The organism is Streptococcus oralis, assembly GCF_019929365.1.
Lineage (GTDB): Bacteria > Bacillota > Bacilli > Lactobacillales > Streptococcaceae > Streptococcus > Streptococcus oralis_BT.
Genome location: NZ_JAHZPH010000001.1, coordinates 240,551 through 259,803, shown reverse-complemented (window position 1 = coordinate 259,803; position 19,253 = coordinate 240,551). Strand labels below are relative to the sequence as shown.

Sequence of the window (19,253 nt, the reverse complement as noted above, 5' to 3'; positions counted from 1 at the left end):
TCTAATGTGATAATTCATTATAACACAAAACAAGATTTTTAACATCCATAAACTCTCTAAACGTTCGTAAATATCCTGAATCTCAAGATTTTTAGAGCCCTTTGAAAAATTTTATATGGCTTTATAGTTTTAGACTATAAAGAATGTGAAAATAATCTAGTCAAGAAAAAAATTATCAATTTCAGACAAATCATGGAGAATTTTATTATCTTCAATTTCTAAACTTTCTGCCATCTCAATAGAGTACTCAAACCTAAGTTTAGTATTTATTGACAAATCAAACGAATATGCTTGTATTTCGCCCAATTTTTTATACTTTTCTATAATTTCGTTGTAAATGACAAGATAATTTTCGTCTAAAGTTTTTATGTAACTATTCAAATTTTCTTTGTAATCTTGAATTATGTTTTGTTCTCTTTCGTTTAAAATCCCCTTACCTATCTCCCATATTATAGAAGTAGCTATTGAGCCCACTACAGAACCTAGAACAGGTATTGGAATCATGATCTGACCAATACAAGCACCAATGGTAGCAAAGGAAGCATCTATTACATTTAATGTCAAGAGGTTCATAAGTTCATCTTGAGTTATTTCAGAAGATCTAAATCTCAAAACAACATCTATCATTCCATAAGTAGCCATTACTAAAGCACTGGCATTTGGAGCGCTAATACCCAAAATATTTGTTAATCCGTAAATTGAATATCCTGATATTGCTCCACTTGCAACACCTTGTAATGAATTCAATCCACAATCTAACCAATCTGATTCTTCGAATTCAAAAATATTTTTTCCTTCTTTGTATTTTCCATATACAGTCGACATCAAAGCTAAACCACCCTGTAAAAAAGCTGCGTTTCTTGCAACCTTGTTAGCTTCTTTTAAATTTGGTAATGCATGTTTTTGGGCCACTAATCTTTTTTTATTTAATTCTTGTTGTTTTAGTCTGACTGTTTTACGAATATTCTTCTCTTCAGAATCTATAAGAGAATGAATTGAATTTTTTTGAGCGTCTTTATAATCTAGAGCAGAGGATTTCATCCAATATTTGTATGAAGTAAGTCCCTTGCTTTCAGTGATATCATTGATTTTTTGCCGTATATCCGTAATTTGTTTAATAGATAATCTTTTACCATTAAATTCAACTTCTTTTGCTCCAGCCATTATTTTTTCAAATACTAGCACGTGATCTTTTGGAAACATCATTTTCATTTTTGCACTGTAAAGAAATGATTGATCCAGTTCATCACGTAAATTATTATAAAACTTCATTTGAATGGTATTTCTACCAATTAATAAATCGGCAGGTCCATTATCATTCAATACTTTTACAATAGGATTTAACCCTTCAATGGCTCTCCTCGCATTTACAATCCCTGCTTCTGCAAATTCAGCGATAAAGCCGTGACCACCGTAGTCTCCTCCACGCTTTTTTAGAATAACATCTTCAATATTGTCTCTCGTATAGTTTAAAATTTTTGAGGCATTGTCCTTGTTTAAGATGACATTCCGAGCTTCATCCTCTATGATTTTCATAGCAATTTGTAAGTCTTGAATCCTTAAATTATTTAAACAATTGACATATGCACCAATACCTTGGTTAAAAGCTTGATTAAAAATCTGGTTACTCATTTATTCTAATTTCCTTATTTACCATAGCAGTCAATGATAGAGTTGAATTCACTAAAGCACCTGCTTGATATTTTTCGTCATCAGTAAATAAGCTATAGTCCATTCCAGTTAAAGATAAATTGGCTAAATAAATTCCTTCTGTTTGTTTTTCAGTTAGTTCTATTAATTCCGTAATTTCTATTACTTTTTCTTTAAGTTGTCTAGCCAACAATTCTACCTTTTTCTGTTCCTCTATAGCCTCTTTTGCAACTTCTTCATTTTTCCTATTAGCTACTACACCAGCGCCTATAGAAGCGGTCAACATAGCGCCTGCAATTCCCCAACCGACAGGACCAGCCAATGCTAAAAATGCGTTACCGGCTGCCACTCCACCGCCACCAGCTGCTACACTTCCACCACCTAACCAAGCCAGAGCGGCGCTATTTGCTGCAGCACCTGACAAACTTGAAATTGCAGTACCTGTTGATGCAACACCAAATGTAGTTGCAACACCCATAGCGGCAGTAGGCCCTAAAGTTGCAACCGTTACTCCTAATGCGCTAAGTGAAGCCGTAGCCGCTGTGCTACCACTTGCTAATTCAGCTTCCTTAATTGACTGTGAAATAGCAATTTGCTTGTCTTCAAAATTTTGAATTTCAACATCAATTGCTTCTAATTTTGTTTCAAACTCTTTTGGTTTATTTGCTAGTTTGTTAATTCTTTCTTCAACAATTTTTACAACTTTGATAGCTTTATCCCTAACCTGATAAAGCTCTATTGATTTATTAGCCAAGCTATCAGCTTCCTCATTATAACAACTAATAGCTTCATTATATCCATCAACAGCTTCTTGTCTTAGTTTAGAATTAAAAAGGTCTACCGATTCAATTTGTTCTTTTGTATTATTCGCTATTTTCCCAGCTTCGTTAAATGTTTCAGAAGTCACATTAGTTATCTGATGTGCTACATCTCCGGCAACTCCAACAGCTTTCTCTGGGACGTCTGAGACAACATTACCAACTTGGCTTGATACTTCACCTATAGTTTTTACAGATTCTGTAATAACTTCTCCAGTAAATTTACTCGCTTCATTTAAGGCTTCGCTAGTAGCAGAACCGACATCATTCAATACTTTACCAGCTTCTTTTACAATATTGTCCGCAAATTTTAAAAAATCCATAGTAATACCCCTTTTAATTTACTTAGATTCATTATCTTATTTATTACTATAAATGTCAATAATAATATATTTTTCTTTTAAATGCTTTCTTTGACTTGCATATCATTTTTGTGTACAATAGTGCTATGAAAATTTTAGTCACATCGGGCGGTACCAGTGAAGCTATCGATAGTGTCCGCTCTATTACGAACCATTCTACTGGTCGTTTAGGAAAAATCATCACAGAAACCTTGCTTGCTTCTGGTCATGAGGTTTGTTTGATAACAACTAACAGAGCTCTTAAGCCAGAAGCTCATCCCAACCTAAGCATTCGAGAAATTAATAATACCAACGACCTTCTAGTTGAGATGCAAGAACTTGTTAAGGATTATCAGGTTCTGATTCATTCAATGGCTGTATCAGACTATACTCCTGTTTATATGACGGGGCTTGAGGAAGTTCAGGCTAGCTCCAATCTAGAAGAATTCTTAAACAAGCAGAATCATCAAGCTAAGATATCTTCAACTGATGAGGTTCAGGTCTTATTCCTGAAAAAGACACCCAAAATCATCTCTCTAGTCAAGGAATGGAATCCAGCTATTCATCTAATTGGCTTTAAATTGCTGGTTGATGTTACCGAAGACCATCTGGTTGACATTGCTAGAAAGAGTCTTGTCAAGAACCAAGCTGACCTGATCATAGCAAATGACCTCACTCAAATTTCAGCAAATCAGCATCGGGCAATCTTTGTTGAGAAAGAGCAACTCCAAACCGTTCAAACCAAAGAGGAAATTGCAAGCCTCCTCCTTGAAAAAATTCAAGCATACGATTCTTAGAAAGGAAAGCCATGGCAAATATTCTGATCGCAGTGACAGGTTCCATTGCCTCCTATAAATCAGCTGATCTCGTCAGTTCTTTGAAAAAACAAGGCCATGATGTCACTGTCCTAATGACTGAGGCAGCGAGAGAGTTTATCCAGCCTTTGACACTACAGGTACTCTCACAGAATCCAGTTCACCTTGATGTCATGCAGGAACCCTATCCTGATCAAGTCAATCATATTGAAAGAGGCAAAGAAACCGACCTTTTTATCGTCGTCCCTGCTACCGCTAATACCATTGCCAAACTAGCACATGGTTTTGCGGATAACATGGTTACGAGTACAGCTCTTGCCCTGCCAGACCACGTCAAAAAGTTAGTCGCACCAGCCATGAATACAAAAATGTATGACCATCCGGCAACTCAGGCTAATCTAAAAACATTAGAGACCTATGGTTATCAGATTATCTCTCCAAAGGAATCTCTACTAGCCTGTGGCGATCATGGCAAAGGCGCCTTAGCTGACCTGAATACTATTTTAGAAAGAATAAAGGAATCTCTCGATGAAAAAACGCTCTAATATTGCGCCCATTGCAATCTTTTTTGCAACTATGCTCGTTATCCACTTTTTAAGTTCAATCCTGTTTAATCTTTTCCCATTTCCAATCAAACCAACCATCGTGCATATTCCTGTTATTATTGCAAGTATTATTTACGGCCCACGAGTTGGTGTTACACTTGGTTTCTTGATGGGGCTACTTAGCTTGACGGTCAACACGATTACAATCCTTCCAACCAGCTATCTATTCTCACCTTTTGTACCAAACGGAAACATCTATTCCGCAATAATCGCCATCCTACCTCGTATTTTGATTGGTCTGACTCCTTACCTAGTTTATAAATTATTGAAAAACAGAACAGGCCTCATCATTGCCGGTGCTCTCGGTTCTCTTACCAATACCGTCTTTGTCCTTGGGGGAATCTTCTTCCTTTTTGGAAATGTCTTTGATGGCAATATCCAAAAACTCCTAGCAACTGTTATCTCTACAAACTCAATTGCTGAACTCCTCATCTCAGCCATCCTAACTGTAGCAATTGTCCCACGATTACAAACCTTGAAGAAATAAGCATAATTCCACTTTCGTCCTGAAGGTGGAGTTTTAGTTTTCACCAGTAAAGGCTCATCTTCTACTCATAAAAAGTTATTTACCAAGGAGTCATTAGTTCAAAATTTTGAAAATATATGAAAATTTTTTGAATTTACCACCTATACTTTTGAAAATTTCCAATAGAATCAAAATAAATTCTTGACATGTCTGTTTATTTATTGTACTATACTTGTGTATATACAGTTAAATGGAGGTTCTTATGGATATACGGAAAAAAACGCAGTTTATGACCATGACTGCCCTACTCACAGCAATCGCGATTTTGATTCCAATCATTATGCCTTTTAAAATCGTCATCCCACCTGCTTCTTACACCTTGGGAAGTCATATCGCCATCTTTATCGCCATGTTTCTTTCGCCTTTGATGGCTGCTTTTGTGATTATTGCTTCGAGTCTCGGCTTCCTGATGGCAGGCTATCCCATGGTTATCGTCCTGCGCGCCTTTTCTCACATCGTTTTTGGTATTTTGGGAGCATTTTACTTAAAAAAATTCCCTGAAACCTTGGATAAACCAAAAGCATCTTGGATTTTTAACTTTGTTTTGGGTGTTGTTCATGCTATTGCTGAAGTACTGGCTTGTATCATCTTCTATGCCACTTCAGGGACAAACGTTGAGAATATGTTTTATGTTCTCTTCGTCCTAGTTGGTTTTGGCACAATTGTCCATAGTATGGTAGACTATACATTGGCACTAGCAGTATTTAAAGTGCTTCGAAAACGTCGCTAAAAGGAAAAGCTATGACAAAAGATCGCAAACAAGCTCTTCTCAAACTTTTAAAAGAGGCGCCAAAAGCTCTCAATGGTCAAACCTTGGCTGAACACTTTCATGTTACTCGTCAGATCATTGTACAGGACATCGCTATTCTCCGAGCAGATGGCGCTCCTATTCTATCCACCAATCGTGGTTATATCTACAAAGAAAATGATGCCAACCCCTACGTCCACAAACTCTTTAAAGTGAAACATGAACTGGAAGAAATTGGTCAGGAACTTTTGGCTATAGTAGATAATGGCGGACGCGTTCAAAATATCTTAATTGATCATCCCGTTTATGGCGAAATTGAAACTCTGCTCAAACTCACCTGTCGTCGAGATGTCCAGCATTTTCTGGAACAAGTCGAGAATTCTGACTTTAGACCACTTTCTGAATTGACAGACGGCATCCATTACCACCTTGTTGAAGCTGAAACACAACAAGACCTCCACTATATCGAGGAGGCCTTGGATCAGTTAGGTTATTTAGTAAAAGACTAGAAAATTTCTTTCTCCCAGCCGTCCTCTGTACGGTGACGATAGAAGAACTCAGACTTGTCAGGTGCTTCCATCATTTCCATCAAGGGTAACATATCATAGGCCAGATCCAAGTTTGGAATCTGGTCTTTTTGCACCCAAGATACTTCTCCTTCCTCAGATGATTGAAGAGTTCCAGTAAACTCTGTTGCCTTATAGCAAAAAACAATATAGCGCTCACCTGTATCTAGTGGCCAATTTTTAATGCCGACAAGTTGAGGATTTTGGATAGTCAACCCTGTTTCTTCATAGATTTCACGAATGACAGACTCTGCGAAAGCCTCGCCATTTTCTACATGACCTCCAGGAAAGGCATAACCAGACCAGCGATTCTCTTCAGGAGAGCGATACTGCATAACCACGCGCTGAGTTTCGAGGTCTTCAATCAGACAGATATTGGTTAAAATCGTTAATTGGGAGCGGGACATAAATTTACTCACTTTCTAAGTTGTTATATAACTTTTTTAGACTTAATGTCAGATTTCATGATGAAGGGATTAATCAGCTCATGATAATAGTATACATCATGAAGCAAATATCCTTTTGTTATGACAATTTCTTGTTCCCTAACTTCATAATCAATAGTGATTGGAACAGGAGGATTTGGAATAAAAGCGAAGACGACAATTACAAATAACCAAATATAAAAACTACAAATCGCACTGCGCACTCCTTCAAGGAAGCGATATTTCCCCTTTAAAAAGTAAATAAAAATATGCGAAATAGAGAGAATAATTGGAACAAAAATCCCTGTATTCCACGCTATGGGAATAAATTTCAGTCCAAATATCCCAAATAGAAGATCAAGAATTGCAAAGGAGCTCAAAAAGCGAATAAATAGAGTAAAAATTAGAAGAAAGAGCCAAATATTCCAAATAATCGGAGTAAATGATAAACCAAATGACCATAATATGAAATGAACAATAACAAATGCTATCAGTAAGGAATATAGGACAGTATAAATAAGCTTGTCAAAAGTACTTGAATTTTTCACTATTTATTTCTCCTTTAAATTCAAACTACTAACTAATGACTAATATCTATCACTTTTAAATTATCTCGTCTATTATTTTAACACAAATTATTACATATGAAATTTTTAGTTAAAATTACTTCCATAATAGAGCATCTTATGGTTTTGAACCTTTAAAGAAACACCACTACCTGAACGATATCCTTTAGCACCATAGTAGTAAGAAACCTCATAAAAAGCATCTGGCAACTCGGCATTATCTATACCATTTGAAATAAATCCTGTCAGTCCGCCTTCACTATCAAAATAATCTTTCTCACCCTCTTCTAAAACAATATCGCGATAGATGATGTATCCTTTAATCATTTCTTTTTCCAAGAATTCATCAATAGGGAGATCATACAAACCTTGAAAAGCTTTCCCTTCCTTACGGTTCTTTTCAATGAGGGCATAATAGTCTTGGATATTTTCAGATTCAGAATCGACACTCCAGTAACTATTCACATATTCTAGATTTGGATTTTCATATTGCTTAAAAAAATTCTCTACCTTTTCTTTGTTAGAAACACTGACAGGATGCTGGTTGAGTAGTTTATGAGCCATGTCTGAAAATTCTTGTAACATGGTTCTCGTAGTCCCATCATAGGCTAGTTCTTCATCAGTCTTTTGGGGATTGTATTTTGAGGACTTTGGACGATAAAACAAGGCATGACTCACAGTGACTCTACTTCCATCAACCTCTTCACTATAATCGTATTCAATTTTGTATTTTTCAGAAGTCCATTTATCTCTAGAGAACTTCGTAACCTTCATATCTCCTTTAAAACCATACAAATCAAGGGTTCTTCTTACTGCTGTCTCTACTTCCGCTTGATTTGCTTCAGGAAAAATATCATAAGTTGTTGTAAAGATAAGGAAGGCAAAACGTAGAATAAAGAATAAAGGGACAATATTTACAATGAAGAAAATTAACAGTAACCATTTTTTCATTACTAGCTTCTCCTTATTAATAAAAGATTATAATTTCTTTGAAGCTTTAATTTTTTCTAAACTGAACGATAAGGAATTTTCGAACTTTCTATCTCTATATCAGGATTGGCAAGTTTGAGATAAGGAGCAATATAGTCTGCATCTGTAACCTTTGGACCTAGAATGACTTTTGAATATTTCAAAGGAGCCAGATTGATGTATACAAATAAATCATATCTGCCATTATCTTTCGCGCTTAATACGATATACTTCCTAAAATCATTAATTTGGAACAGGACATAGGACTCTCTTTCTATATTAAATGACTTTTTCGTACTTGATTTTAGATTTCATAATGAAGGGATTTATTCATTCATGGTAATAATATACTTCATGAAGCAAATATCCTTTTTGAATGACGATTTCTTGTTCCTGAACTTCATAATCAATAGTGATTGGAACAGGAGGATTTGGAGTAAAGGCGAAAACGACAATTACAAATAACCAGATATAGAAACTACAAAAAGCGCTACGGATTCCTTCTAAGAGATGATATCGGTTCTTAAAATAATCACAAATATTATGCGCCATAACCAAAATAACTGGTAAAAAGAGCCCTGTATTAAATACTATAGGAATAAATTGTATTCCAACTATCCCAAAAAGAAGATCAAGAATTACCAAAGGTCTCCAAAAGTGAATAAACAGAGTAAAAATTAAAAGGAAAAGCCAACTGTCCCGAAGAATGGGGGTGAATGATAAACCAAATATTGAAAGGCAAAATCGATAAGGACAAATGCTAGTAAAATCAGATAGACTATTCTAAAAAAGTTAAATGTTTCAAAATGGTTTATTCCTTATTTTTTCGATATGGTTCTGCAATAGAACGGTTAAGCCAGCAAGGGAGAAAAAGAACAGGTAAGTTGAAATTGGAAACCAGATGTAGCGGTGATCTAAGGATAAGAGGGAAGGCAGAATACCCTTACTGTTTTTCCCACCAATCCCTATAAAAAGATGTACAATTAAACCGATACTATTAAGATAGATAAATAATTCAGTAAATCTTTTTAGGGTCATCTTTTTTCTAGACGAGTCTAGAAAAAAATAGTCAAATACCCTATAAACTAGGCAAAAAAGATTCAGATACAGGGGAAAGCTATAATTAATTTCCTTGTAGGGCAACGGAATCGGTAAGATATTAAAAATTTGATTAACACCAAATCCTATCACTAATACCAAACTAAATATAAGACAGAACCCTACTAATTTATGAGAATCTAGCCCCGATGACTTCTTATACTTCGTCTCTTTTACTTTCACAATAACTTCTCTCCATTTAAAAATATATTCTAAAACGTAATCATTTGTTCATTGTGCAATCTGAAAACAAATCACAACTGTCCTTGCATTTAACTCTCTGATTTTGTTGAACTCTTAAATACCATTCTAATTTCAATGATAGGTTTTCCAAGGTCAAGTATTTTTTCTTGGCCATCAACAGTAAAACCCATTTTTTGATAAAAAGCAATGGCTCGCTTATTTTCTTTTAATACCCATAAGAAAATTTCAGAAAAATGATCAAGAGCATTCAAAGCTGCTTTCACTAACTTTTGTGCGATACCTTTTCCATAATAGTCTTTTAAAATATATAAAGCAATAATTTCACCAGCTTGAATAGTCTCATCACGAAAGTTTCCATAACTGATAAAACCAACTACCTTCATGCCATCTATCGCAATCAATGTATTTTCTGGATACTTTTGACTAAAGAATCGACATCTTTCTAATGTCATTGTCTCCTGAAATTCTGCAGGTAAAAGGTCATAATAAGCCTCTCTCCACGTTTGCCAGTGAACGAGGGATTTACCTTCTATCTCTTCAGGAGTTTCCATTGATTTGATAATAACCGTCATTTATTTTCTTCTCCTTAATCCAACAGTCTGACTTCCTTTGCTACTTTTTGTAGAAATTTTTCTCTTGTTGAACTTGTATTCACCTCACGCCCTAACTCACCTAAAATTGAAACCTTCTTTGTTTTAATGCCACAGTGATTCAGGACAGCATTCTTTAATACTGATATTCCATAACTGTCTGGAATGTTAATCGGACCTGAAAATACTTTGTACCACCATGTTGGTGCCATGGATGTTGCGTAAATACTAGCAGTTTTTCCTTTTAGTAACTTTTTAAACTGCTGACCTCTTAAGTAGTTCCAAATAAAACTTCCTTTATTATTGGCAGAGTAAGCAATTCCTGGCGTGAAAACACGATCGATCCAACCCTTCAATAAACTAGGCATACTACTCCACCAAATTGGATAGACAAAAATGAAATGATCTGCCCACTGGATTAATTCCTGAGAGCGAAGTATGAAGGAGTCCTCTTCCATACATTTTCGATAACCATAACGTAATACAGGATCAAAATCTATCTCATTTAGGTTAATAGATTCAAGCTCATGGTGATTTGAGTCAATATTTTCTACAATCGTTCGAAAAATTTCTTGACAGAAACTTCCCTTGTCAGGATGTCCATTGATGACTAAAATTTTCATTCATTTTCTCCTATCTAATCCAACACTTTGACTTCTAGCATCACACCACGTATCTGAGTTGCTAGTTTAAAATCAAGCACTTCGATGGCTTCTTGCATTTGTTTTTCCAGTTTCTTGACGAGTTCTTTATGCTTTAGTTTTTGAGGTTATTGATATCGACTTCCTTGTCCTCTTCTTTGGAAACTGCCTTGGTCACGGCAATAAGGTCACGTATAATCTCAGTAAACCTTAAGTTCTCAATACAGTGTATATTTTAGTGCCTCTTGCTCCTATTTTTAATAAGACAATAAAGTTTTAAGTCTGTTTAAGATTTTTAAAACTCTTGATTAAAGTAAGAATATACGCCATTAATTTTTTTCTAAAATACTCAATGATAGCACCAGAAAAAAACAGGATCAGTGTCATAACTAGAATAATAATGACAAACATGGAAAATTCTTGTTCTTCAACTAAAGTATGGATGGTTGGTATAATTCTTCTAAAAATAAGAGGATGTACATGAAACAGATAAACCCCCAAAGTTAGTGGAGATACTAAAAGAACGAGTTTCTTAAAAGTTAAGGGAAGATTTTTAATATTCAAGAAGAGTAAAAATATTGCTATTCCTTGCAGTGTGACCGTTGGAGAAATATAACTTCTCCACTGTTCAAAACCAAGCCAGCACAATATAAAAGTTAAACTAGTTAGAAATAAAATCAATCCACTAACATTACATATTTGAAAACGACTTTCGTAATTTGATTTTCTAATTATTGCTCCCAAAGTGTACAAGAGGATCATCCATAATACACTATATCCACCCCACAAGCCCAGAATATCTTGTTTAAATACTGTGGGTATGACAGAAAAGTATATAAATGCTCCACTAACAATTGGAAGCAATTGTTCTTTTTTCAATGTCAGCACTGCTTGATTCAAAAATGGTGCTATTAAGACTAAACCAAAATAGCAACTCATATACCAATACTGTCCATGACTTATTGGAGTTAAAGCTGAAAACCAATCACTTAAGTTGACAGATGATTTTGAAAAAATAGCAAATACAAAAGTAATTGAAATAGTATAGAAAATAATCTGTACCCAAAAACTAAACATTTTTTTATAACTAAATTGTGAATAAAGACCGACATACCCACTGATTAAAATATAAATATTTACAGCTGGATATGAGAAAGCTTCTAAAAAATTTGCAAAAATATAGTAAAGATCTTTTTGACTATCAACTTTCTCCAAAATTCCTCCCATACCCAAAACATGTAAATTGCAAATCATCAACATAGCTAAAATTCTACAACATTCAATGCCTATGTGTTTTGTTTTTTTTGCTGTCATATTAAGTCTTTCTATATATTTCTATTTCTTTATATTTTTTTCAGTTTAACGCCTTTACTTCTAACATCATATCACGAATCTGAGCTGCTAGTTCAAAGTCAAGCACTTCGACGGCTTCTTGCATTTGTTTTTCCAGTTTCTTGACGAGTTCCTTGCGTTCTTGTTTGTTGAGGCTATTGATATCGACTTCCTTGTCCTCTTCTTTGGAAACTGCCTTGGTTACGGCGATTAGATCACGGATTTCTTTCTTTATGGTTTGAGGTACGATACCATGCTCTTCATTATAAGCCATCTGGATTTTCCGACGACGGGCCGTTTCATCGATAGCACGTTGCATAGACTGAGTCATCGTGTCCGCATACATGATGACATGCCCTTCGCTATTACGAGCTGCACGTCCAATAGTCTGGATGAGGCCACGTTCATTACGAAGAAAGCCTTCCTTGTCAGCATCGAGAATGGCAACCAAGCTTACCTCAGGAACGTCAATCCCTTCGCGGAGCAGGTTAATTCCGACCAAGACATCAAAGACACCCAAACGTAGGTCACGGATAATCTCCGTTCGTTCCAAGGTCTTAATATCTGAGTGCATGTACTTGACCTTGATGCCCATTTCCTTGAAGTAGTCGGTCAAGTCCTCGGCCATCTTCTTGGTCAAGGTTGTGATAAAAGTTCGTTCGTTCTTTTCAACACGAGCATTGATTTCACCTAGGAGGTCATCAATCTGTCCCATAGTCGGACGGACTTCCACCTCTGGGTCTAGAAGTCCTGTCGGACGAATGATTTGCTCAATCACTGTCTCGGTCTGTTCATTTTCATAGTCACCTGGTGTCGCTGAAACATATACAATCTGATGAACGTGACTCTCAAACTCCTCCCGACGGAGAGGACGATTGTCCAAGGCAGACGGCAAGCGGAAACCATAATTGACCAACATTTCCTTACGCGAACGGTCTCCATTATACATGCCCTTGATTTGCCCCATGGTCATGTGACTTTCATCAATCATGATCAAGAAATCATCTGGGAAGAAGTCGAGAAGCGTATAAGGGGGCTCTCCTTCACTACGACCATCCATGTGACGAGAGTAGTTCTCAACCCCATTTGTATAACCCATCTCACGTAACATCTCAATATCATACTCTGTTCGCTGTTTCAAACGCTGGGCTTCTAGCAGTTTGCCTTCCTTCTCAAAGACAGCTAACTGCTCCTCCAACTCTGCCTGAATCTTGGCAATCGCAACCTCCATGTGATCATCATTGGTCACAAAGTGAGTCGCAGGGAAAATCGCCAGATGATCCACTTCTCCCAATACCTGACCAGTCAGAGCCTCAACTTCTCGGATACGGTCAATTTCATCTCCGAAGAACTCTACTCGAAAAGCGTGTTCATCACGGGAAGCTGGGAAAATCTCTACCACATCCCCACGAACACGAAATCTTCCCCGTTGGAAATCAATATCATTGCGCTCAAACTGGATATCGACTAAGTCATTCAAGAGTTTATCACGAGAAATTTCAAGACCTGGACGCAGACTAACGACACTGTCAGCGTACTCCTTGGGCGAACCCAAACCATAGATACAAGAAACGGAAGCTACGACGATGACATCATTACGCTCCAAAAGAGCAGAGGTCGCTGAATGACGAAGCTTATCAATCTCATCGTTGACAGAACTATCCTTCTCAATATAAGTATCGCTAGAAGGCACATAGGCCTCGGGTTGGTAATAGTCATAGTATGAAACAAAGTACTCAACAGCATTTTCAGGAAAAAATTCCTTAAACTCCCCATAGAGCTGCCCAGCTAGGGTTTTGTTATGGGCAATGACCAAAGTTGGCTTATTGACTTTGGAAATGACCTGACTCATGGTATAGGTCTTCCCTGTACCCGTCGCCCCCATGAGAATCTGAGCCTTTTCTCCACCCTCGATATTATCAACCAACTGCTCAATTGCCTGGGGTTGATCTCCTGAAGGTTGGTATTTTGATACTAGCTTAAATGTATTATCTGTAATCCGATTGATCATAATTGCCTCGCATGCCTTTTATTTCTTCTATTTTACCATAAATTCCACTAGATTCTTTATCTCTTGATTTAGCAATCTTGCACTCTTATGTGATATCTTCTTACATAAAAATCATTAAAATTTGCCTTCTGGCTTTTTTTCTGTTATAATTAAAAAATATTCAGAAAGGAGACTAAAAATGAAGAAAAAAATCCTAGCATGTTTGCTCATTTTATTTCCCATTTTCTCACTAGGAATAGCAAAAGCTGACACTGTTAAATCAAAGTATATTATTGCAAGTGATTCATCTTTTGCACCTTTTGTATTTCAAAATTCAAACAACGAGTATACTGGTATTGATATGGACTTGATCAAGGCTATTGCCAAAGATCAAGGATTTGAAATTGAAATTACTAATCCAGGCTTTGATGCCGCTATCAGTGCTGTTCAGGCCGGACAAGCTGATGGTATTATTGCTGGTATGTCTGTTACGGACGCTCGTAAAGCTACATTTGATTTCTCTGATTCCTACTACACTGCTAATACGATCCTTGGTGTGAAAGAATCAAGCACCATCGCTTCTTATGAAGATCTCAAGGATAAGACAGTTGGTGTAAAAAACGGAACTGCTTCTCAAACGTTCCTTACTGAAAATCAAAGCAAATACGGCTACAAGATTAAAACCTTTTCAGATGGCTCATCTATGTATGACAGTCTCAACACTGGAGCTATCGATGCCGTGATGGATGATGAGCCCGTTCTCAAATATTCTATCAGCCAAGGGCAAAAATTGAAAACGCCAATCGCTGGAACTCCAATCGGTGAAACAGCCTTTGCCGTAAAAAAAGGAACAAATCCTGAATTGATTCAGATGTTCAATAAGGGGCTTGCCAACCTCAAAGCAAACGGTGAATTTCAAAAAATTCTCGACAAGTATCTAGCTAGCGGAGCAGCAACTACTTCTACAAGTACAGTTGACGAAACTACTATCTGGGGCTTGCTCCAAAACAACTACAAACAACTCCTTAGTGGACTTGGAATCACACTTGCTTTAGCCCTTATTTCATTTGCGATTGCCATTGTAATTGGAATTATCTTTGGTATGTTTAGCGTTAGCCCATACAAATCTCTTCGTCTGATCTCTGAGATTTTCGTTGACGTTATCCGTGGTATTCCCTTGATGATTCTTGCAGCCTTCATCTTCTGGGGGATTCCAAACTTCATCGAGTCCATCACAGGCCATCAAAGTCCAATTAATGACTTTGTAGCTGGTACTATCGCCCTCTCACTCAATGCAGCAGCTTATATCGCTGAAATTGTTCGTGGCGGGATTCAAGCTGTTCCAGTTGGACAAATGGAGGCCAGCCGCAGTCTTGGTATCTCTTATGGAAAAACCATGCGTAAGATTATCTTGCCACAAGCAACTAAATTGATGTTGCCAAACTTCGTTAACCAATTCGTTATTGCATTGAAGGATACAACCATCGTATCTGCTATCGGTCTGGTGGAACTTTTCCAAACTGGTAAGATCATCATCGCCCGTAACTACCAAAGTTTCAAGATGTATGCAATCCTTGCTATCTTCTATCTTGTAATTATCACGCTTTTGACTAGACTAGCGAAACGCTTAGAAAAGAGGATTCGTTAATGGCAAAACTAAAAATTGATGTAAATGATTTGCATAAGTATTATGGAAAAAACGAAGTTTTAAAAGGCATTACAACCAAATTCTATGAAGGAGATGTTGTCTGTATCATCGGTCCTTCTGGTTCTGGTAAATCCACTTTCCTTCGCAGCCTTAACCTTCTTGAGGAAGTAACGAGTGGCCACATCACAGTGAATGGTTATGATTTGACTGAAAAGTCAACCAATGTCGACCATGTTCGTGAGAACGTGGGAATGGTTTTCCAACACTTCAATCTCTTTCCTCATATGTCCGTCCTAGAGAATATCACTTTTGCTCCTATTGAACACAAACGGATGACCAAAGAAGAAGCTGAAAAATTGGGGATGGAGTTGCTTGAAAAGGTTGGACTAGCAGATAAAGCTAATGCCAATCCAGATAGTCTTTCAGGTGGTCAGAAACAGCGTGTAGCTATCGCTCGTGGACTTGCCATGAATCCTGATATCATGCTCTTTGATGAGCCAACTTCCGCTCTTGACCCTGAAATGGTCGGAGATGTACTAAACGTTATGAAGGAATTGGCGGAGCAAGGCATGACCATGATCATCGTAACCCATGAGATGGGATTTGCTCGTCAGGTGGCCAACCGTGTTATCTTTACAGCTGATGGTGAATTCCTTGAAGATGGGACACCTGATCAAATCTTTGATAACCCGCAACACCCTCGTCTAAAAGAGTTCTTGGATAAGGTCTTAAACGTGTAAAACGAAACTGTAAGGAGAACCTTACAGTTTTTTAATTGCGTATTGGATTTTTTGATTTTTTTGAAAATTATGATAAAATAAAAACTATGATAATGAGGAAATCTCATCCCTAGTCCAACTAGGAAAAAATATAGAAATTAGGTAGCTAGATGTCATCAAAGGTTATTGTTACAATTTTCGGTGCGAGTGGAGATTTAGCTAAACGCAAACTCTACCCTTCCCTTTTCAGACTATATAAATCAGGCAATCTTTCTGAGCATTTTGCAGTTATCGGAACAGCTCGTAGACCTTGGAGTAAGGAATATTTTGAATCTGTAGTTGTCGAGTCCATCCTTGATTTGGCAGATAGTACCGAGCAAGCCCAAGAATTTGCCAGCCACTTCTACTATCAAAGCCATGATGTGAATGATACAGAACATTACATTGCTTTGCATCAATTACAAGCTGAGCTGAATGAAAAATACCAAGCTGAACACAATAAGCTCTTCTTCTTGTCTATGGCACCTCAGTTCTTTGGAACCATTGCCAAGCACCTCAAATCTGAAAACATTGTCGATGGCAAAGGTTTTGAGCGCTTGATCGTTGAGAAACCATTTGGTACAGACTACGAAACAGCAAGCAAACTCAATGAAGATCTCCTTGCGGCCTTTGATGAGGAGCAAATCTACCGAATTGACCATTACCTAGGTAAAGAGATGATTCAGAGTATCTTTGCTGTTCGTTTTGCCAACATGATCTTTGAGAATGTCTGGAATCGCGAACACATTGATAATGTTCAGATTACCTTTGCGGAGCGCTTGGGTGTAGAAGAACGTGGTGGCTACTATGATCAATCTGGTGCCCTTCGTGATATGGTACAAAACCATACTCTCCAACTTCTCTCTCTTCTAGCCATGGACAAACCAGCTAGCTTTACAAAGGATGAGATTCGTGCTGAAAAGATAAAGGTCTTTAAAAACCTCTATCATCCAACTGAGGAAGAATTGAAAGAACAGTTTATCCGTGGTCAGTACCGCTCTGGTAAAATCGATGGCATGAAATACATTTCCTATCGTAGCGAGCCAAACGTCGATCCTGAATCCACTACAGAAACCTTTGCATCTGGTGCCTTCTTTGTAGACAGCGATCGCTTCCGTGGTGTTCCCTTTTTCTTCCGTACAGGGAAACGCCTGACCGAAAAAGGAACTCACGTCAATATCGTCTTTAAGCAAATGGACTCTATCTTTGGAGAACCATTAGCACCAAATATCTTGACAGTCTATATCCAACCAACTGAAGGATTCTCTCTCAGCCTAAATGGGAAGCAAGTCGGTGAAGAATTTAATCTGGCACCAAGCTCTCTGGATTACCGTACAGATGCTACTGCTACTGGAGCCTCACCAGATCCATACGAGAAATTAATCTACGATGTCTTGAACAACAACTCAACCAATTTTAGCCACTGGGATGAGGTAAGTGCTTCGTGGAAATTGATTGACCGTATCGAAGAGCTCTGGGCTGAAAATGGTGCTCCACTTCATGACTATAAAGCCGGAAGTATGGGACCTCAAGCTAGCTTTGACTTACTTGAGAAGTATGGAGCTAAATGGACTTGGCAACCAGATATCGCCTATCGTGAAGATGGCCGTTTAGAATAGCAAAAATATCCTGCAAGATTGACTTGCAGGATATTTATTTTGTATTAAATTAAGCCTTCTAAGAGACCCTTCATAAAGTTTTCTGAGTTAAATTCCCCGATATCATCAATTTTTTCACCAAAACCAATCAATTTTACAGGGATATTGAGTTCTTCACGAATTGCTAGAACGACACCACCACGGGCAGTTCCATCAATTTTTGTCAAAACAATACCAGTAACAGGGGTAATTTTCGAGAATTCTTTAGCTTGAACCAAGGCATTCTGTCCAGTTGAAGCATCGAGTGCCAGGAAAGTTTCATGAGGTGCTTCAGGAACGACACGTTTGATAATACGACCAATCTTTTCCAACTCGGCCATAAGATTGTCCTTGTTTTGCAGACGACCTGCTGTATCAATCATGAGAATATCAATTCCTTCTGCTACAGCACGTTCCATGCCATCAAAGACCACACTTGCTGGATCAGCCTTTTCAGGCCCCGTCACAACAGGAACATCCACACGTCGACCCCATTCAGCTAGCTGGGCCACTGCCCCTGCACGGAAGGTATCTGCAGCAACCAGCATAACTTTCTTGCCAGCTTGTTTGTAGCGATGAGCCAATTTCCCGATAGAAGTTGTCTTCCCAACACCGTTAACACCGACAAAGAGCATCACGGTCAAACCATCTTGGAAATGGATTTGTTCATCGTAGTTGCCATCCTTCTCATAGAGTTCAACCAATTTCTCGATAATGACACGACGGAGTGCGTCAGGCTTCTTAGCGTTTTCTAATTTGGCTTCATAGCGTAGTTCTTCTGTTAAGTTTGAAGCAACTTGCACACCGACATCGCTCATGATGAGCAGTTCTTCCAATTCTTCGAAGAACTCTTCATCGACAGAACGAAAGTTGGCAAAGAAGGCATTCAAACGAGCTCCGAATCCCGTACGGGTTTTCTTGAGACTGCGGTCATATTTTTCCTGAACGGTTTCTTCAACCTGAGGAAGTTCTTCTACGACTTCAGACGCTAGCTCTTCTTCTGTTTCTAAGTTCTCTTCTTCAAGAACTTCTTCTGACTCTTGGAATTGTTCCAATTCATCAGATTCTAGCTCAAACTCTTCCTGAACAGTTTCCTCGACTAATTCGGATTCAATAACTTCTTCTGTCGAGATCTGTGGAATTTCTTCTTGAGCAAGTGTTTCTTCCACTTTGTCTCTTGTTGTTTCTTCCTGAGAAGTTTCTTCGACTGACGTTTGGTTTTCTTCAACCTCTTCTGACAAATCAAGATTTTCCAGTGCTTCTTTTACTATATCTTCGATTTTCGGCTCTTCTTTTTTTCCGAATAGACGGTCAAATAATCCCATA

19 protein-coding genes and 2 pseudogenes are annotated in these 19,253 nt (G+C 37.6%); 8 read left to right on the top strand and 13 right to left on the bottom strand.

Features of this window, described 5'->3' with window-relative positions:
- Positions 1–156 precede the first annotated feature (156 nt).
- Positions 157–1,632, bottom strand: a complete 1,476-nt coding sequence (locus K1I53_RS01365) for a hypothetical protein (RefSeq protein WP_223327720.1) — start codon at positions 1,630–1,632, stop codon at positions 157–159.
- Complete coding sequence (locus tag K1I53_RS01360; RefSeq protein ID WP_223327718.1) at positions 1,625–2,791, bottom strand: hypothetical protein; 1,167 nt, start codon at positions 2,789–2,791, stop codon at positions 1,625–1,627. The genes K1I53_RS01365 and K1I53_RS01360 overlap by 8 nt, the downstream gene beginning before the upstream one ends.
- A gap of 125 nt (positions 2,792–2,916) precedes the next feature.
- On the opposite strand from K1I53_RS01360, the gene coaB reads away from it, so the two are divergent.
- From coaB to K1I53_RS01335, 5 genes are all read left to right on the top strand, one after another.
- Positions 2,917–3,606: a phosphopantothenate--cysteine ligase gene (gene coaB, locus K1I53_RS01355; protein ID WP_223327716.1), complete on the top strand. Its 690-nt coding sequence runs from the start codon at positions 2,917–2,919 to the stop codon at positions 3,604–3,606.
- 11 nt (positions 3,607–3,617) lie between these two features.
- Complete coding sequence (gene coaC, locus K1I53_RS01350; protein ID WP_223327714.1) at positions 3,618–4,169, top strand: phosphopantothenoylcysteine decarboxylase; 552 nt, start codon at positions 3,618–3,620, stop codon at positions 4,167–4,169.
- A complete protein-coding gene (locus tag K1I53_RS01345; protein WP_223327712.1) occupies positions 4,153–4,716 on the top strand; it encodes an ECF transporter S component in 564 nt (187 codons plus the stop codon). The genes coaC and K1I53_RS01345 overlap by 17 nt, the downstream gene beginning before the upstream one ends.
- A 241-nt stretch (positions 4,717–4,957) precedes the next feature.
- Positions 4,958–5,485: a hypothetical protein gene (locus K1I53_RS01340; RefSeq protein ID WP_223327710.1), complete on the top strand. Its 528-nt coding sequence runs from the start codon at positions 4,958–4,960 to the stop codon at positions 5,483–5,485.
- Between the two features lie 11 nt (positions 5,486–5,496).
- Positions 5,497–6,012 carry a transcription repressor NadR gene (locus K1I53_RS01335; protein WP_223327708.1) on the top strand — a complete coding sequence of 172 codons (516 nt, stop codon included), beginning with the start codon at positions 5,497–5,499 and terminating at the stop codon, positions 6,010–6,012.
- Here K1I53_RS01335 and K1I53_RS01330 read toward each other — a convergent pair.
- From K1I53_RS01330 to uvrB, 10 genes and pseudogenes are all read right to left on the bottom strand, one after another.
- Positions 6,009–6,476: an 8-oxo-dGTP diphosphatase gene (locus K1I53_RS01330; RefSeq protein WP_223327706.1), complete on the bottom strand. Its 468-nt coding sequence runs from the start codon at positions 6,474–6,476 to the stop codon at positions 6,009–6,011. The two genes, K1I53_RS01335 and K1I53_RS01330, sit on opposite strands and share 4 nt — an antisense overlap.
- Before the next feature lie 23 nt (positions 6,477–6,499).
- Complete coding sequence (locus K1I53_RS01325) at positions 6,500–7,042, bottom strand: hypothetical protein (RefSeq protein WP_223327704.1); 543 nt, start codon at positions 7,040–7,042, stop codon at positions 6,500–6,502.
- Between the two features lie 105 nt (positions 7,043–7,147).
- Complete coding sequence (locus tag K1I53_RS01320) at positions 7,148–8,011, bottom strand: hypothetical protein (protein ID WP_223327702.1); 864 nt, start codon at positions 8,009–8,011, stop codon at positions 7,148–7,150.
- Between the two features lie 56 nt (positions 8,012–8,067).
- Positions 8,068–8,277, bottom strand: a pseudogene (locus tag K1I53_RS01315) (DUF2971 domain-containing protein); the annotation flags it as partial.
- 82 nt (positions 8,278–8,359) lie between these two features.
- On the bottom strand, positions 8,360–8,581 hold the full coding sequence (locus K1I53_RS01310) for a hypothetical protein (protein WP_223327700.1): 222 nt from the start codon (positions 8,579–8,581) through the stop codon (positions 8,360–8,362).
- An 818-nt stretch (positions 8,582–9,399) separates the two neighbouring features.
- On the bottom strand, positions 9,400–9,903 hold the full coding sequence (locus K1I53_RS01305; protein WP_223327699.1) for a GNAT family N-acetyltransferase: 504 nt from the start codon (positions 9,901–9,903) through the stop codon (positions 9,400–9,402).
- A 14-nt stretch (positions 9,904–9,917) separates the two neighbouring features.
- Positions 9,918–10,544, bottom strand: coding sequence for an NAD(P)H-dependent oxidoreductase (locus K1I53_RS01300; RefSeq protein WP_223327698.1), 627 nt, complete (start codon positions 10,542–10,544; stop codon positions 9,918–9,920).
- Positions 10,545–10,558: 14 nt separating this feature from the next.
- Positions 10,559–10,758, bottom strand: a pseudogene (locus K1I53_RS09360) (UvrB/UvrC motif-containing protein); the annotation flags it as partial.
- Between the two features lie 80 nt (positions 10,759–10,838).
- Positions 10,839–11,876 (bottom strand): acyltransferase, encoded by a 1,038-nt coding sequence (locus K1I53_RS01290; RefSeq protein WP_084946118.1) that lies wholly within the window; start codon positions 11,874–11,876, stop codon positions 10,839–10,841.
- A gap of 40 nt (positions 11,877–11,916) precedes the next feature.
- Complete coding sequence (uvrB, locus tag K1I53_RS01285; RefSeq protein ID WP_223327696.1) at positions 11,917–13,905, bottom strand: excinuclease ABC subunit UvrB; 1,989 nt, start codon at positions 13,903–13,905, stop codon at positions 11,917–11,919.
- Positions 13,906–14,083: 178 nt separating this feature from the next.
- On the opposite strand from uvrB, the gene K1I53_RS01280 reads away from it, so the two are divergent.
- The 3 genes from K1I53_RS01280 to zwf all read left to right on the top strand — a co-directional run bounded on the left by K1I53_RS01280 (position 14,084) and on the right by zwf (position 17,909).
- A complete protein-coding gene (locus K1I53_RS01280) occupies positions 14,084–15,532 on the top strand; it encodes an amino acid ABC transporter substrate-binding protein/permease (protein WP_223327694.1) in 1,449 nt (482 codons plus the stop codon).
- Positions 15,532–16,272: an amino acid ABC transporter ATP-binding protein gene (locus tag K1I53_RS01275; RefSeq protein WP_001096337.1), complete on the top strand. Its 741-nt coding sequence runs from the start codon at positions 15,532–15,534 to the stop codon at positions 16,270–16,272. Before K1I53_RS01280 ends, K1I53_RS01275 begins: the two co-directional genes overlap by 1 nt.
- A gap of 149 nt (positions 16,273–16,421) precedes the next feature.
- Positions 16,422–17,909: a glucose-6-phosphate dehydrogenase gene (gene zwf, locus K1I53_RS01270; RefSeq protein ID WP_223327692.1), complete on the top strand. Its 1,488-nt coding sequence runs from the start codon at positions 16,422–16,424 to the stop codon at positions 17,907–17,909.
- A 44-nt stretch (positions 17,910–17,953) separates the two neighbouring features.
- Here zwf and ftsY read toward each other — a convergent pair whose 3' ends face one another.
- The gene (ftsY, locus tag K1I53_RS01265; protein WP_223327690.1) at positions 17,954–19,252 is read right to left on the bottom strand and encodes a signal recognition particle-docking protein FtsY; all 1,299 of its coding nucleotides are present in this window, start codon (positions 19,250–19,252) and stop codon (positions 17,954–17,956) included.
- Position 19,253: the final 1 nt, after the last annotated feature.

Coding starts and splice junctions, on each gene's coding strand:
- uvrB (WP_223327696.1), bottom strand. CDS start 13,905: ATGATCAATCGGATTACAGATAATACATTTAAGCTAGTATCAAAATAC.
- K1I53_RS01345 (WP_223327712.1), top strand. CDS start 4,153: ATGAAAAAACGCTCTAATATTGCGCCCATTGCAATCTTTTTTGCAACT.
- K1I53_RS01275 (WP_001096337.1), top strand. CDS start 15,532: ATGGCAAAACTAAAAATTGATGTAAATGATTTGCATAAGTATTATGGA.
- K1I53_RS01290 (WP_084946118.1), bottom strand. CDS start 11,876: ATGACAGCAAAAAAAACAAAACACATAGGCATTGAATGTTGTAGAATT.
- zwf (WP_223327692.1), top strand. CDS start 16,422: ATGTCATCAAAGGTTATTGTTACAATTTTCGGTGCGAGTGGAGATTTA.
- K1I53_RS01305 (WP_223327699.1), bottom strand. CDS start 9,903: ATGACGGTTATTATCAAATCAATGGAAACTCCTGAAGAGATAGAAGGT.
- ftsY (WP_223327690.1), bottom strand. CDS start 19,252: ATGGGATTATTTGACCGTCTATTCGGAAAAAAAGAAGAGCCGAAAATC.
- K1I53_RS01340 (WP_223327710.1), top strand. CDS start 4,958: ATGGATATACGGAAAAAAACGCAGTTTATGACCATGACTGCCCTACTC.
- coaC (WP_223327714.1), top strand. CDS start 3,618: ATGGCAAATATTCTGATCGCAGTGACAGGTTCCATTGCCTCCTATAAA.
- K1I53_RS01330 (WP_223327706.1), bottom strand. CDS start 6,476: ATGTCCCGCTCCCAATTAACGATTTTAACCAATATCTGTCTGATTGAA.
- K1I53_RS01365 (WP_223327720.1), bottom strand. CDS start 1,632: ATGAGTAACCAGATTTTTAATCAAGCTTTTAACCAAGGTATTGGTGCA.
- K1I53_RS01335 (WP_223327708.1), top strand. CDS start 5,497: ATGACAAAAGATCGCAAACAAGCTCTTCTCAAACTTTTAAAAGAGGCG.
- K1I53_RS01280 (WP_223327694.1), top strand. CDS start 14,084: ATGAAGAAAAAAATCCTAGCATGTTTGCTCATTTTATTTCCCATTTTC.
- K1I53_RS01300 (WP_223327698.1), bottom strand. CDS start 10,544: ATGAAAATTTTAGTCATCAATGGACATCCTGACAAGGGAAGTTTCTGT.
- K1I53_RS01320 (WP_223327702.1), bottom strand. CDS start 8,011: ATGAAAAAATGGTTACTGTTAATTTTCTTCATTGTAAATATTGTCCCT.
- K1I53_RS01360 (WP_223327718.1), bottom strand. CDS start 2,791: ATGGATTTTTTAAAATTTGCGGACAATATTGTAAAAGAAGCTGGTAAA.
- coaB (WP_223327716.1), top strand. CDS start 2,917: ATGAAAATTTTAGTCACATCGGGCGGTACCAGTGAAGCTATCGATAGT.
- K1I53_RS01310 (WP_223327700.1), bottom strand. CDS start 8,581: ATGGCGCATAATATTTGTGATTATTTTAAGAACCGATATCATCTCTTA.